Annotated in this window: 11 protein-coding genes; all 11 read left to right on the forward strand. The window is 34.1% G+C overall.

Features of this window, described 5'->3' with window-relative positions; translation table 11 throughout:
- Positions 1-16 precede the first annotated feature (16 nt).
- Positions 17-3,238 carry a TonB-dependent receptor gene (locus tag AABM59_RS00895; protein WP_338407100.1) on the forward strand — a complete coding sequence of 1,074 codons (3,222 nt, stop codon included), beginning with the start codon at positions 17-19 and terminating at the stop codon, positions 3,236-3,238.
- Positions 3,239-3,255: 17 nt separating this feature from the next.
- Positions 3,256-5,043: a RagB/SusD family nutrient uptake outer membrane protein gene (locus AABM59_RS00900; protein WP_338407101.1), complete on the forward strand. Its 1,788-nt coding sequence runs from the start codon at positions 3,256-3,258 to the stop codon at positions 5,041-5,043.
- 32 nt (positions 5,044-5,075) lie between these two features.
- A complete protein-coding gene (locus AABM59_RS00905; RefSeq protein ID WP_338407102.1) occupies positions 5,076-6,629 on the forward strand; it encodes a DUF4957 domain-containing protein in 1,554 nt (517 codons plus the stop codon).
- A gap of 109 nt (positions 6,630-6,738) precedes the next feature.
- Positions 6,739-8,187 carry an Ig-like domain-containing protein gene (locus AABM59_RS00910; protein ID WP_338407103.1) on the forward strand — a complete coding sequence of 483 codons (1,449 nt, stop codon included), beginning with the start codon at positions 6,739-6,741 and terminating at the stop codon, positions 8,185-8,187.
- A gap of 15 nt (positions 8,188-8,202) precedes the next feature.
- Positions 8,203-9,147 (forward strand): alpha/beta hydrolase, encoded by a 945-nt coding sequence (locus AABM59_RS00915; RefSeq protein WP_338407104.1) that lies wholly within the window; start codon positions 8,203-8,205, stop codon positions 9,145-9,147.
- A 25-nt stretch (positions 9,148-9,172) separates the two neighbouring features.
- Positions 9,173-10,168 (forward strand): DUF4861 family protein, encoded by a 996-nt coding sequence (locus AABM59_RS00920; RefSeq protein WP_338407105.1) that lies wholly within the window; start codon positions 9,173-9,175, stop codon positions 10,166-10,168.
- On the forward strand, positions 10,165-10,632 hold the full coding sequence (locus AABM59_RS00925; protein WP_338407106.1) for a cupin domain-containing protein: 468 nt from the start codon (positions 10,165-10,167) through the stop codon (positions 10,630-10,632). Before AABM59_RS00920 ends, AABM59_RS00925 begins: the two co-directional genes overlap by 4 nt.
- Positions 10,633-10,643: 11 nt before the next feature.
- On the forward strand, positions 10,644-11,873 hold the full coding sequence (locus AABM59_RS00930) for a glycoside hydrolase family 88 protein (protein ID WP_338407107.1): 1,230 nt from the start codon (positions 10,644-10,646) through the stop codon (positions 11,871-11,873).
- A gap of 9 nt (positions 11,874-11,882) precedes the next feature.
- On the forward strand, positions 11,883-12,932 hold the full coding sequence (locus AABM59_RS00935; protein ID WP_338407108.1) for a Gfo/Idh/MocA family oxidoreductase: 1,050 nt from the start codon (positions 11,883-11,885) through the stop codon (positions 12,930-12,932).
- Positions 12,929-14,542, forward strand: coding sequence for a glycoside hydrolase 43 family protein (locus AABM59_RS00940; protein WP_338407109.1), 1,614 nt, complete (start codon positions 12,929-12,931; stop codon positions 14,540-14,542). Before AABM59_RS00935 ends, AABM59_RS00940 begins: the two co-directional genes overlap by 4 nt.
- Positions 14,543-14,552: 10 nt before the next feature.
- On the forward strand, positions 14,553-16,601 hold the full coding sequence (gene pelA, locus AABM59_RS00945) for a pectate lyase (RefSeq protein WP_338407110.1): 2,049 nt from the start codon (positions 14,553-14,555) through the stop codon (positions 16,599-16,601).
- Positions 16,602-16,604: the final 3 nt, after the last annotated feature.

Consider the following 16,604-nt stretch of genomic DNA (forward strand, 5'->3'; position numbering starts at 1 on the left):
AATTTAAAATTAAATTATGAACATCAAAGTTTTATTAAAAAAAGCCTTAAAAGGATGTTTTACAATTCTCCTTTTTCTGGGCGTGCTCATGGGAAATGATATTATTGCCCAAGAAGGATCTACCATAAAGGGTGTAATTACAGAGGTTTCGGGTGAAGCGTTGCCTGGCGTAAATATTATTGAAAAAGGAACAAAAAATGTTGCCACTACAGATTTTGATGGCAAGTTCAGTATCAAGGTTTCAAATTCAAATGCTGTTTTAGTAATTAGCTATGTTGGTTACGTAACTCAAGAAATTAGGGTGGCGGGAAAAAATATAATCAACATTTCCCTTAATTCTAATCTAGCCGCGCTTGATGAAGTTGTGGTAATTGGTTATGGGACTGCTCGTAAGTCGGATTTAACAGGTTCTGTTGTTTCAATTTCCGGTGATGATTTAAAAAAGCAATCCATTTCAAATGTAGCGGAAGCTTTAACAGGACGTATGGCTGGGGTTCAGGTGTTGTCCACTGAAGGTTCTCCAGATGCAGAAATAAAAATTAGAATTCGAGGCGGTGGGTCATTAACTCAAGACAGTTCTCCGTTAATAATTGTTGATGGATTTCCTATAAACAGTATGAGTGATGTTTCTCCATCAGATATTGAAAGGATTACAGTTTTAAAAGATGCGTCATCTACGGCTATCTATGGTTCAAGAGGCGCAAATGGGGTTGTGATTATCACCACTAAAACTGGTAAAGATGGCAAAATAGCTGTTAGTTTTAATAATTTCTATGGATTAAAAAAGATTGCAAAAACTATTGATGTACAGCAACCGGAAGATTTTGTAAAATGGCAATATGAATATGCCTTGCTTAAAGATGATTTGCCCTCTTATGAAAGATACTTTGGGCAATGGCAAGATTATGATCTATATGCCGGCATGGAAGGAAATAATTGGCAGAAACAGATTTATGGTCGTTTGGGTGAAGTTCAAAGCTATGATTTGGGAATTCGTGGAGGCTCTGAAAAGGTTAATTATAATTTTAGCTTCGCTAATTATGATGAAAAAACAATTATGGAGGGTTCTGATTATAAAAGAAACAACTTGTCATTTGCATTAAAAAACAAAGCCTCTGAAAAAATTGATTTATCATTAACATTTCGTTATTCAGATACAGAAATAAATGGTGGAGGAGCCAATGAACAAAATGAGGTATCATCGGCTGATGCACGTCTTAGACACAGCGTAGGTTATTCTCCAATACCATTACCAGGTTTAACTACAGATAATACTGATGAAGCGCTTTCAAGTTATTTAGTAAATCCTTTTGTTGCTGTAGATGATAATCAGCGTGAACAGCTTAGAAAAAATTTCAATATGCTTGGTAGTTTTTCTTGGGAAATAATCGAAAACCTTAAATTTAAAACGGATTTAGGCCTAGATAATTATAGCAATTTAGATTACCGTTACTATGGACGTTCAACGTATTATGCAAACAACAAACCGGCTGCTGAAAATCAAGGCAAGCCATCATTGGTCTTCAGTGACGGAAAAAGAGATCGATTTAGAAATGCAAATACACTTAATTATAACTTTACAAAAATATTGGGTTACAATCATAGTTTGAAGCTGCTTTTGGGAGAAGAAATGTTAATAAATAATAGTAATGAGGTAACTACTGAAATTCAGGGTTTTCCAAAGTTTTTTGACTTTAATACTGCCAAAAACCTCACAACACAAGGTGTGCCGCAAGCAGTTGATAACTATTACAGTCCGGATGATAAATTGCTGTCCTTTTTTGGCCGTGTAAACTACGACTATAAAAACCGTTATCTTTTTACAGCTACCTTCCGTGCAGACGGTTCAAGTAAGTTCTTAGGCAACAATCGTTGGGGTTATTTTCCATCTGCTGCAGTAGCTTGGAAAATAAAAGAGGAAAATTTTTTAAAAGATGTAAATTGGATAAATACACTTAAACTAAGACTAAGTTATGGTGAGGCCGGTAATAATAATATCCCATCTGGTCAAACGGTGCAAAATTTTCAATCAAATAACACAACATACTTAAATAATGTGACCAACTATTGGGCTGCATCCAGTACGTTGGCAAATCCTGATCTGAAATGGGAAACTACTGTTACACAAAATCTTGGGCTTGACTTTGATATTTTGAAAGGAGGACTTGTAAGTGGGTCTGTAGAAGCATATAAAAACGTTACCAAAGACCTCTTAATTAATTTTCCTGTACCAGGAACAGGTTATTTAAGTCAGTATAGGAATATGGGTGAAACTCAAAATACAGGTATTGAAGCTTCGTTAAATATAAATGCAATAAATAAAGAAGATTATGGTTTGAATTTTTCCCTCAATATAGGTTTCAATAAAAATCGTATAAATTCACTTGGAGTTATGGATGATTTCGGTCAAAACACCAACTGGGCTTCTACACAAATAGGAAATGATTATGTTATAAATGTTGGTCAGCCAATAGGTTTAATGTATGGATACCAAAGCGATGGCCGTTATGAAGTGTCAGACTTTGATTATGATGCAGGTACAGGAAGTTATACACTGAAATCCGGAGTTGTAGACAATACCGCCATTGTAGGGACCGTTATGCCTGGAAGCATGAAATTAAAAGACATTGATGGTGATGGTTTAGTCACTGTGAGCGACAATGCAATTATTGGAAATTCTAATCCAAAACATACTGGCGGATTTATAATTAATGCCAATGCTCATGGTTTTGATCTTTCGGCAGCTTTTAACTGGAGTGTAGGAAATGATGTTTATAATGCAAATAAAATTGAGTTTACTACTTCCAATACGAATGGCCAATATAGAAACCTTAGTTCAGAAATGGCTGATGGAACTAGATGGACAAATTTAGATCCCGTTTCAGGCCAATTGGTTTCTCATCCTGCTGCATTAACAACCCTAAACGCTAATACTACAATGTGGTCTCCATATATGTCTCGTTTTGTGTTCAGTGACTGGGCAGTTGAAGACGGCTCTTTTTTAAGATTAAACACACTTACATTAGGTTATACAGCTCCAGAATCGATGGTTTCAAAAATCGGAATTTCTAAACTAAGATTTTACGTTACGGGTAATAATGTTTTTATTATTACAAACTATTCAGGGTTGGATCCTGAAGTTTCCACAAGAAGAAAGACACCTCTAACACCAGGGGTGGATTATTCACCGTTTCCACGTAGCAGACAAGTGGTTTTTGGTTTAAACCTAAATTTTTAATTTAATAATATTAAAAGATGAAACATAAAATATTAATTGCAGGAATAATAATTGCAGGACTTTTTAGTTCTTGTCAAGAATTGGAAAACGACTTCTTGGAAGCGCCGGCAAAATCAACTTTAGATGAATCCATTATTTTTTCTACACCTGGGTTAGCTAAAGGAGCTATAGATGGTATTATGGAGTCGTTTGGGCAAACAAACTCTTATAGAGGGCGTTTTATACCTTTTTATGGATTTAATACGGATACGGAATGGCATTATAGCTCAATAAAGTTGAATGATTCTCAAGGTGATCTAATGGTTTACGACACTAAGCCTAATAACAGCCAAATGAATAGCACAAATAATGCTTGGGCTATGATGTATTTGGGTATTGAGCGTGCAAACATATGTATTCGTGGTTTGCGTAATTTCGGAAATCCAACTCCGGGAACTGAGCTTGGACAACTATTGGGGGAGGCATTAACATTACGTGCCGTTTATTATGCCGACTTAACAAAGGCTTGGGGAGATGTTCCGGCTCGTTTTGAACCTATCAACTCAGAAACCATTTATATAGAAAAATCAAGTCGGGATGTAATCTATAAGCAAATTATTCAAGATTTAGAAGAAGCTTCAATATTGGTCGCTTGGCCTAATGAAAATGCTTCTACAACTAGTGTTGAGCGAATTAACAAAGCTTTTGTAAAAGGACTTAGAGCTCGTTTAGCAATGGCTGCCAGTGGCTTTCAACAATATCCAGATGGTGTTAGAAGAAGTAACGACCCAGAACTTTCAGTTGATAAAATGTATAAACTGGCATTGGATGAATGTCGTGATGTCATTTTAAGTGGAACTGCTCACTTAGAATCGTCCTTTGAAACTTTATGGAGAAAATACAATGAAGAAAATATTATTGCAGGTGGAGAATCACTTTGGGAAATACCTTTTTCTGATGGTCGTGGCCGGGTGTTATTCTCTTTTGCTGTAAGACACCGAAGTGTTGATCAATATACAGGTCAAGCTAGAGGTGGATCTGCAGGACCTCTTCCTACTGTCTTTTATGATTTTGATGAGTCTGATAGCCGTAGAGATGTAACCTGTGTTCCTTATCAATATGGTACCGCCACAAATGGGATTGCCAAACAAGAATTGGGAAGTTTGGATACTTGGTATTTTGGTAAATACCGCTATGAGTGGATGACTCGTTATGTTACTTCAACCAATGATGATGGCGTAAATAAGTTATATATGCGATATGCCGAAGTCCTATTAATAGCTGCTGAAGCTGCGAATGAATTGGAAGGAGCCGCAGCTGCCGCAACTTATTTAAAGGAAATACGACTAAGAGCATTTGCTCCTGCAGTTCGGGCCCAAAAAGTAGATGCTTATGTAAATGCTTTATCAAGCAAAGAGGACATGTTTAAGGCCATTGTTAAAGAGCATAAATTTGAATTTACAGGAGAAATGGAACGTAAACAAGCACTTATTCGTTGGAATCTATTAAATACAAATTTAGAAGAAGCTAAGTTAAAAATGTCAGATTTGAAAAACCGTACAGGCGAGTATACAGATGTACCAACCACTTTATACTATAAATATAAAGCAGACAACGTAACTTTAGATGTTTATGGACTAAATAGAGGGGAAAATCTAGATCCAGGAGTAGAATACTCTGCTTTTAGTTGGAATTCTTTGGTTGATGATAAGGTAAATTCTCTTTTTAAAACAGGTGTAAACCCTGATGATAGACAGTTTTGGCCAATATGGCAAGTGTTTATTGATGGAAGTAATGGTAAATTGGTTAACGATTATGGCTATTAGGAACTAAAAAAATTAATAAATAACACGTTATTATGAAAACAAAATATATATTAAAAGAATTACTATTCACATTGTTGCTGACAATTACGATCTCAAGTTGTAGTCGTTATGATGAAAATGTGATTGAAGAGCTATCAGTAAATAGAGAATTTGCTCCGGTAGCATTAACAGCAAAAGTAAGAAATCAAACAATAGTTGAATTGAATTGGACCGCAAAGGATAATGTTGACCATTATGTGGTGGAATTTAGTGCTGATGATCCCGATTTCAATACTGTTTTTAAAACTATCGAAGTTACTGCTGATCAACTGCCAATTCAGGTAGCGTTAGAAGGAGAAACAGTTTATTCAATAAGAGTAAAAGCAATAAGTCTAACAGGATTGGAAGATTCTAAGTGGGCAATTGCAATAGCAACAACCTTAACGGAACAACTGATGCTACCTTCTGAGTCTGGTGATATAAAAGCATTAGAAGCTACATTTAGATGGGTGCCTAATAGCAATGTTACTAAAATTGTTGTCAATCCTGGTGCCATTACACATGATATTACACCACAAGAGAAAATAGATGGAATTGCCATAGTAACTGGATTAACTAGTGAAACAGCCTATACAGCTCTATTGATAAATAACGCCAAAACCAGAGGTGTGGCAGCTTTTACGACAGGAATTGATGTAGGTAATAATACATTGGTCACAGTGGATGATGATTTATTTCAAATGATTGCTGATGCAGCTTCTGGAGATATTTTATTACTGGAAGCAGGTGACTATACCGCACAAACCGGTACCATAAATTTAAATAAATCAATTACAATTCAAGGTTTAAGAAGTTATAGCAAACCACTTTTAAAAGTTAATTTCCAACTTAACGCAGGTGCAGTTGATGTCAATCTAATTGATTTGGATTTGGTGGGAGATGATGGTACCAGTTTATCGGATGTGATAAGATATACCGAAGTTGGAAATTATAATTCACTTTTAGTTAGTGGTTGTAATGTTCACGATTTTGCACGCTCATTTATTGCAGGTAATGTTACCGGCGCCATTGTTCAATCAGTAACTGTTGAAAATAGTATTGTGACCAATATTTTAACTGGTGGGGGTGATTTTATAGATTTTAGAAATTCTGATGCGTTAAACATTACTGTTAAAACCAGTACTTTTAATAATTGTGCACCAGGTCGTGACTTTTTTAGAATTGATGATGCGGGAACCTCAACCCAAACAGGTTTAACTTGTAATGTACTTTTAGAAAGTTGTACTTTATATGGTGTTTCAAATACTGCAAATAGAATTTTATATGTAAGATTCCAGTTGAATAAAATAACTGTAAAAAATAATTTGTTTGCCGAAACTTCAGCATATTATTCAAACCAAAGCAGAACAGATCCAAATCCTACACTTTTAAATAATAATTATTTTAATGCCCCGGGATTTTTTGATTCCACAAAATTAAGATATGATGGTTCCGGAACACATACAGATTTAAATCCTGGATTTGAAGATGCTTCAACAGGTAATTTTAAAATTACAAATCAAACATTATTGGATAACCAAGTTGGAGATCCGCGTTGGAGACAATAGTAAAATCCAATGCATGAATTTGTTATAATTTTAAGAGGTATGCATTTTGTTGCATATCTCTTTTAATATTAAATTGAAATTTTCCTTTTAAAGGATTGATAAAATATAAATGAAAAGAATATATATATTACTTTTAATTAACTTTTTTTCTTGTTCAAAAGACGAAGTGAATCAAGATGCTATCATTTATGTTCAGTCAATTACCATTAACGGAGTCAATATTACTTCTGGAACTGTCGGACAAATGACAGCCAATGTTTTGCCGGCAAATGCTGAAAATAAAACCATTGCTTGGTCTGTTTCAGATGTTTCGATAGCAACAATTTCATCAAGCGGACTTCTAACAGCGTTAAAAAACGGAAATGTTTTGGTTACCGCTACCGCCTCCGATAAGAACATTGTTAGTGCTTCAAAAGAAATTACAATATCCAGTTTTGAAACCGGAAATGATGGCTCTATTGAAGTTTCCAATTCAACCCAACTTTTGGATGCACTTTCAAAAATTAAAGCGGGAAGTTCAATTATTTTAACCCAGGGTACCTATATTTTAAACAGTAAAATTACTATTGGTATATCAGGTACTGCCCAAAACAAAATTACCCTAAAAGGGAAAGAAGGTCAGAACAGACCGAAATTGGATTTTTCTTCAATGGTTGAAAATTCAGCAAATCAGGGGATTGTTTTATCCGCGGATTATTGGCATATAAAAGGAATTGATATTTATAAGGCCGGAGATAATGGATTACAAATTAAAGGCAATCATAATTTAATAGAATTTTGTACTTTTTCTGAATGTTCAGATACTGGTTTACAGATAGATGGCGGCGCTTCAAATAATACCATATTAAATTGCGATTCATTTTTTAATGCAGACGCAACTATGGAAAATGCCGATGGTTTTGCTTGTAAATTAACTGCCGGAACAGGCAATAAATTTATAGGATGCAGAGCCTGGCAAAATTTAGATGATGGTTGGGACGGTTATTTACGCGGCACAGATAATATTGAAACAACATACGAAAATTGTTGGGCCATAAAAAATGGCTATTTAAAAAACGGCACAAAAGGAAATGGAGACGGAAACGGTTTTAAAACCGGAGGCAGTGATGATAAGTTGTTAAAACACCATGCAATTTATAAAAATTGTATTGCTGTGGGCAATGTATTCGATGGCTTTGATCACAACAGCAATAGGGGAAAAGTGACTATTTACAACTGTTCTGCTTATGATAATGGAAAAAATTACTCATTTAGCACAACCAATCCTTTGGAAAAACTGACGATTAAAAACAGCAATATCTTAGGAGATTTTGGCAGTATCAATGCCACTATTTTAGAGGTCACCAATAATAGCTGGCAAAATGGAATTTCCAGTACTTCTGAAGATTTTGAAAGTATAGATTATAATCAATTATTGAATTCAAGAAAAGCTGATGGAAGTTTACCCGATGTAACCTTTTTCCATTTAAAAGCAGGAAGTGATTTAATTGATAAAGGTATAAATGTTGGTTTACCGTTTAATGGTTCTGCGCCAGATTTAGGGGCTTTTGAATATTGATAATTTTGTAAAAAAATGAATAGGTATAAAGTGATATTGACAGTTTGTATTTTGTTTTCAAATCTTATTTTTTCACAAATAAGTTATCCTGTTGATACATCTTATACCGTAAACAGCACATTTAATAAATTAATAAAAAAGTATCCGAAAATTGAAATTGTGAAACCCGATTGCTTTAAAAGTGTCATTGAAATTAAAGATCTTGTTTATAAAGAAATTGATAACAGAAAACTGTATCTGGATGCTTTTTACAATAAAAATGAACAGTTAAGACCTGCAGTAATTTTGGTTCATGGAGGCGGATGGAAATCCGGAAATAAATCTCTTATGGTGCCCATGGCCAATTACATTGCATCAAAAGGATTTGCTTGTTTTACTGTTGAATACAGATTATCACCCGCAGCAATTTTTCCTGCCGGAATATTTGATCTGAAAAATGCCATTCAGTTTATAAAAGCCAATTCAAATGAATTTAATATTGATACCAGCAAATTTGCAATTTTGGGTTGTTCATCTGGCGGGCAAATGGCTGCATTAATTGGAACAACAAACAATAACAATAATTTTGAAGACGTTGATCATAATCATGGTCAATCTTCTTCAGTACAGGCAATTATAGATATAGATGGCGTTTTGGCATTTAAACATCCAGAATCTTTGGAAGGAGAAATGGCAAGTTGGTGGTTGGGCGGAAATGCTGATGAAGAACCTAAAACATGGATGGAAGCATCAGCTTTAACGCATACAGATAAAAACACTCCACCAATATTGTTTATTGGAAGTCAGTATCCGCGTTTTTTGGCTGGAAAGGATGATATGATAAAAATTTTAGATGAATATGGAATTTATAATCAAGTAGAAATAATAGAAAACAGTCCACATTCTTTTTGGTTATTTCATCCTTGGTTTGAGGAAACAGTTCAACTTGTAACAAACTTTTTAGATAAAACATTAAAATAAAATCGGTTTATAAAATTCAAGAAAAATGAAAACATTAAAATTTACAGCAATATTATTATTTATGAGTCTTATGGCTTGTAAAAATACAGACAAGAAAGTTGAAGTTGTTGAATCTTTAACAACTTATAATATTGAAACCGCCAAAACCTACGCCGAGCTTTCAATTAAGGAAGGCGGACATTGGGAAGGAAGAGAATATATTGATGGAACTTTTAAAAATATAAATGAATTAAAAGTACCAGCTGAACATACAGACCATTCTTGGTTTATTCGATACGAAGGACCAGGATGGGAGAGTAATAAAGTTGGTTACAGATTGTATTTGGATTGGAGAAATTGTATTGATATTTTTGGAAAAGTAACAGACAGTATCATTCTTCCAAAAGTAGGTCAGGATGGTTTTGATTCTTATCACGAAAAAAGTGATTGGGGAATGGATATTTTAAAAGCCGGAAAAGGTCTGGGAATAGGAGCCATCGGAAGATATGTAAATAAGGAAGTATTACATTTTAACAATGTAGATTCGACTTTCGCTAAAGTTGAAAATGCAATTGATAAATCAACGGTTTCAGTTAATTATTTTGGGTGGAAAACTGCTGAAGCCAAAATCGATTTTAATTCGGTTTTAACAATAACGCCAGATCAACTTTACACGAAACATACCATTCAGGCTTCAAAGGAAATTGAAGGAATTTGTACGGGAATTGTTAGGCATGACGTAAATTATTTTTCAAAAGAAAGTACAAATAAAAAATGGGGATTTATAGCAACTTATGGTGTACAATCTTTAGTTCCTGATAAATTGGGGATGGCCATTTTTTATGAAATTGAAACCGTAAGTGAAGTTACAGAATGGGAACACGACTATTTACTGGTATTTAAACCGTCTACCAAAGCGATTTCTTTCTACTTTTTAGGTGCTTGGGAACAAGAAAAGGACGGAATTAAAACAGAAGCTGAATTTTTAAGTTATTTGGATGAAAAATTAAATGAATTAAACAATACAAATTCATTAAAATGAAAAGAATGAAAACCGCTAAAATAAAATCTATTTTTTTTGGTTTATCTATTGGTATTGTGGTTTTTACACACCAATCAGGCACAGCTCAAGAAAACAAAAAGTTGAACGATTCAATCAAATTATATACCATTGAAAATTGTGTCAATCAATTTTCTATGGATGAAACTGTTGAAACAAGTGTAGGATATCAATACTGGTTTGCCGATAAGGAATTTGTTGATGGCCGAACCTTAAAAATGAGTGTAGTAGCTCCTTATAAATCAACCCATGAACCTCACAAACACATGGAAGATGAATTCTTTTTTGTTTTGGAAGGAACAGCAAATTTCTATTTAGATGGAAAAACAATAAAAGTTGGTCCATATACAAGTTTGTATTGTCCGTCAATGCAAATGCATGGAATTTCTAATGCCGGTGATACGCAATTAAAATACCTTGTGATTAAAAAATATCAAAAAAATTAAATTAAAACCTTATGAATACCTATAAAAACAGTTCACTTATTTTAGTAATATTTTTCTTAGGGTTAGCAGCTTTTGCAAGTTGTAAACAAGGAAAAAAGGAAGTTCAGGAAGAATTGAAGTCTAAAAATGTGATTTCAGATTCATTGAAATGGTCTGAAAGAATGGCTTTAACTTTAATGAAACATCATCCTGAAGCCTATCAGATTGATGGCAAAACAGAACCAAAATGGGATTATGTTCACGGATTGGTTTTAACCTCATTTGAGCAACTATACAAAAGCACCAATGACAAAAAGTATTTGGATTATATAAGAGGGTATGCTGATGCTTGTATTGACAGTATAGGAACTATTCCAAGCTACAAATTTGAAGATTATAATATTGATATGATTGAGGCCGGAAATATGCTTTTCAATTTGTATAATACCACAAAAGATGAAAAATATTTAAAAGCGATGCAATTGTTGCGCAAACAATTAAATGAGCATCCAAGAACCAGTGAAGGAGGCTTTTGGCATAAAAAAAGATATCCAAATCAAATGTGGTTAGATGGTTTGTATATGGGAGCGCCATTTTATACAAGATATACGGTTGTTTATGAAAACGGTAAAAATTTAGACGATGTTGCCAAACAATTTGAATTGATTCAAAAACATGCTTTAGATTCAAAAACGGGTCTGTTATATCACGGATGGGATGAAAGCAAAGCAATGGATTGGGCAAATAAAGAAACAGGAACATCTCCTAATTTTTGGTCACGATCATTGGGTTGGTATGCGATGGCTTTGGTTGATGTGTTGGATTATTTTCCAAAAGAACATCCAAAACAAGCCGAATTGGTTAATTATTTAAATCAATTGGCAGATGCTTTAACAAAATTTCAAGATGAATCAGGACTTTGGTATCAAGTAACCGATATGGGAGGGAAACAGGGCAACTATTTGGAAGCTTCAGGGAGTGCGATGTTTGCATATTCATTGGCAAAAGGCGTAAATAAAGGCTATTTGCCTGCCAAATACAAAGACGTTGCCACCAAGGCTTTTAACGGTTTAACAAGAGAACTTGTAAAGGTTTCTGAAACTGGAGATTTAACCATAACCCAAGCTTGTGCTGTAGCCGGTTTAGGTGGAAATCCTTATAGAGATGGCTCCTACGAGTATTATATTAATGAAAGAAAACAGGATAACGACCCTAAAGCAACCGGACCTTTTATTTTAGCAGCTTTGGAATTGGATAAATAACTAAAAAGAATGAATTTTACGCCAATAAATACAGCCTTATGTTCTTTTGGTATGAGCGGAAACGTATTTCATGCACCTTTCATTTCAGCAAATGACAAGTTTAATTTTTATGGCGTTTTGGAAAGAACAAAGAATCTGGCACAAGATAAATTTCCAAATGTAAAAACCTTTCGAACCTTGGAAGAAATGTTGGCAGATAAGAATATTGAATTGGTATTTGTAAATACACCAAGTGTTATCCATTTTAAATTTGCTAAACAAGTTATAAATGCGGGTAAAAATATAATTGTTGAAAAGCCATTTACCGCAACCGTTGCTCAGGCAGAAGAATTAATTCTATTGGCTAAGGAGAAAAATGTAACACTTTCAGTGTATCATAACAGAAGATACGACAGTGATTTTAAAACGGTAAAAAAAATTATAGATAAAGGTTTGCTTGGAAAAATGGTGGATGCTGAAATTCATTTCGATCGTTTTGACCCAAAATTAAGTCAGAAAGTCCATAAAGAAACACCGACAGCCGCCGTGGGAAACTTATATGATTTAGGTTCACATTTAATTGATCAGGCACTGGTATTGTTTGGTTTGCCCAATTCGGTATATGCCGATTTAGATATCTTTCGTCCAAATTCAAAAGTGGAAGATTTTTTTGATGTTAAATTATATTACGGAGCACATCGGGTAACGCTTAAATCAAGTTATTTTGTTCGTGAAGCATTGTCGGGAAATATTTTCCATGGAACGAAAGGTTCTTTCATAAAATCGAAAGCCGATGTACAGGAAAAAGACCTTCAGGAAGGAAAAATTCCTGGCACAAAAGATTGGGGAACTGAATCTGACCATGAGAAAGGATTGTTACATACTGAAATAGACGGAAAAATTATCAGGGAACATATTCCTTCTTTAAACGGAGATTATATGGAATATTATGATCAAATTTATGATGCAATCAGAAATAATAAATCAGTTCCGGTTTCTGGAACTGAAGGAATGAATGTGATAAAAGTGATTGAAGCGGCAATAAAAAGTAATAAAGAAAAAAAGAGGATCAACTTATGAGAAAAGGCAGCGTCATATTGTTTTTTTTAAGTTTTGTTACAGTATTCGGGCAGGAATCAGAACCTATTTCAAAGGTTTGGGTGGCCGATAATGGAGACGGAACCTATAAAAACCCAATCTTACATTCGGATTATTCCGACCCGGATGTTGTTCGTGTTGGAGACGATTATTATATGACGGCTTCATCTTTTAACTGTATTCCGGGCTTGCCAATTTTGCATTCTAAAGATATGGTAAATTGGGAGTTGGTAAATTATGCACTTCAAAAACAGCCTCCATTTGATGTCTTTGACAAACCACAACACGGAAACGGCGTTTGGGCTCCTTGCATCCGTTATCATAACAATGAATTTTATATTTATTATCCCGATCCGGATTATGGAATTTATATGGTGAAGGCAAAAGATCCAAAAAAAGTTTGGTCCGATCCAATTTTAGTGAAACAAGGAAAAGGAATTATTGATCCGACACCTTTATGGGATGATGATGGAAAAGTGTATTTAGCCTATGCTTTTGCCGGAAGTCGCGCAGGAATTAAAAGTTTATTGGCTGTTTGCACGCTAAATTCGGACGGTACGATTGCAAATAATGATGATGTGTTAATCATAGATGGTCATTTGGATGAATCTACCATTGAAGGACCAAAATTCTATAAACGCGATGGCTATTATTACATTTTTGCACCAGCGGGAGGCGTTTCAACAGGTTGGCAAACAGTGTTAAGGTCTAAAAATATTTACGGTCCTTATGAAAAGAAAAAAGTTTTGGAACAAGGAAAAACGGATATAAACGGACCTCATCAAGGAGCTTGGGTGCAAACACAAACTGGGGAAGATTGGTTTTTTCATTTTCAGGATAAAGGCGCTTATGGAAGAATTGTGCATTTACAACCAATGAAATGGGTAAATAACTGGCCGGTTATTGGAAATGATGGTGATAAAAATGGAATAGGAGAACCAGTTTCAAATTATAAAAAACCCAATGTTGGTAAAACATATCCAATTATAACTCCTCCAGATTCTGATGAATTTAATTCGACAAAATTAGGATTGCAATGGCAATGGCACGCAAACCCACAAGTGTATTGGGGTTTTCCATCAACTTTAGGGCATTATACGATGTATTGTCGTCCAATACCATATGATGCAATTAATTTGTATCAAGTTCCTAATTTACTATTGCAAAAATTTCCTTCAGAAGAATTTACGTCAACAACAAAAATAACTTTTAATGCCCGTTTTGATGGAGAAAAAATGGGACTTTTAATCATGGGATTGGATTACAGTTATTTAAGTTTTAAAATGCAACATGGCGAATTATATATTTCTCAAGTTATTTGTAAAGATGCCGATAAAAATGGTTTGGAATTGGAAGGTGAATCTATCAAAATAAAAAACAATACTGTTTATCTTCAAGTAAAGGTTCGTAAGGGCGGGGTTTGTGATTTCTTTTATAGCGAAAATGGTGAAAAGTTTAAATCCATTGGCTCAACTTTTGTAGCCAAAGAAGGGAAATGGATTGGATCAAAAATAGGTTTTCTAGCCCTTAGAAATGGCATAACAAATGATGCGGGAAGTGTTGATATTGATTGGTTTAGAATAAATAAGTAAATAAATAAAAATGAGTTATTTAAAAAAAATTATTATTTCAGTATTTGTTATCTGCTTAGCAAATACCACTATTAAGGCACAAGTATTAGATAAATCTTGGTCCAAAATTATTGACATGGATGAAGGAGTTTGGTTTGGTACTCAAGAAGCTAAAGATATAGCAGAAAACGTTTTGTTATATCAACGAAATATTGGTGGATGGCCAAAAAATATTCAAATGCAAAATCCTTTAACCAAGGAAGAAAAACAGGTGTTAATTGCTTTAAAAAGTGATGATCATAATGTGACAACAGACAATGGCGCGACCGTAAATGAAATGATTTTTCTTTCTAAAATGTACCGACAAGTGCCGGATGAACGTTATAAAGTTGCGTTTTTAAAAGGGCTGGATTATATTTTGGAAGCCCAATATGAAAATGGAGGCTGGCCTCAATTTTATCCTTTAAAAAAGGGTTATTATACACATATTACATTTAATGATGATTCTATGGTGAACATTTTAAATGTGTTAAAAGAAATTAAAAATGAAACTGATTATTTCTCCATAAAACCTTCAGAAGATATTATTGAAAAAGTGCAAATAGCTTTTGACAAAGGAATTGAAATCATACTTAAAACCCAGTACAAACAAAATGATGTTTTAACAACCTGGTGCGCTCAACACGATGAAAATACACTATTGCCTGCAAAAGCTCGCGCCTATGAATTACCTTCTTTAAGTGGAAAAGAATCGGCCAAGATTGTATTGTTATTAATTGAAATTGAAAACCCTTCAAAAGAAATTATTACCGCGGTGAATAGCGCTGTTGATTGGTTTGAAAAAGTGAAAATATCCGGACTAAGAGAAGACAGATTTTATGATGAAAAAGGCAAATTAATAGATAAAAAAATGGTTTCGGATGAAAATGCGCCTGCAATTTGGGCACGTTTTATGGAATTGGAAGACAACACCCCATTTTTTTGTGATCGAGATGGAATTAAAAAAGCAACATTAGCTGAAATTGGGGCAGAGCGAAGAAATGGGTATGCGTGGTATACAAATGAACCAAAAGAGGTATTAAAAATGTATCCGAAATGGCTTAAAAAAAATAACATTTCTTTAATTGAAAAGGAAACTGTAAAAAAAAAACCAATAAATGAATACAATGTAGTTGTTTCTCTAGATGGGAGTGGAGATTATACTAATATTCAGGAAGCAATAAATGCTTCAAAATCTTTCCCTTACCAAAGAGTGATTATTTTTATAAAGGATGGAATTTATTATGAAAAAATTAAAGTTCATGAATGGAATACAAATATTTCTTTAATTGGCGAAAGTAAAGAAAACACAATAATTACTTACGATGATTATTTTGGTAAAATGAATTTAGGTAAAAATAGTACCTTCTATACTTATACTTTATTGGTTGAGGCCAATGATTTTTACGCTTCAAATTTAACCATTCAAAATACTTCTGGTGAAGTTGGACAAGCAGTTGCATTGTCGGTGTTTTCTGATAAAGTTGTGATTGAAATCTGTAATATTTTGGGAAATCAAGATACTTTGTATACTTCTGGAGACGGAAATAGGCAATATTTTAAAGATTGTTATATTGAAGGCACCACCGATTTTATTTTTGGAAAAGCAACTGCTCTGTTTGAAAACTGTATTATTCACAGCAAAAAAAATTCCTACATAACTGCAGCCGCTACTCCCGAAGGAGCTGAATTTGGTTTTGTGTTTAAAAATTGCCGATTAACGGCTGAAGATGGTGTCAATGAAGTTTATTTGGGAAGACCTTGGAGAATTTACGCCAAAACAGTTTTTATTGATTGTGAAATGGGCAATCACATAAAACCGGGAGGATGGAACAATTGGGCTAAACCGGAAGCTGAAAAAACCGCATATTATGCCGAGCATCAGTCAACCGGTGCTGGATCAAATTCCGAAAAAAGGGTTTCATGGTCACATCAGTTAAAAAAACGTCAGGCAAAAAAGTATACAATTAAAAAAATACTTGGTCAAAAGAAGTGCAATTTAGACCATTTATGGTACGAAATAAATCAGGTTAAAAATTAATTA

It is taken from the genome of uncultured Flavobacterium sp. (assembly GCF_963925185.1).
In the GTDB taxonomy this organism is placed as follows: domain Bacteria; phylum Bacteroidota; class Bacteroidia; order Flavobacteriales; family Flavobacteriaceae; genus Flavobacterium.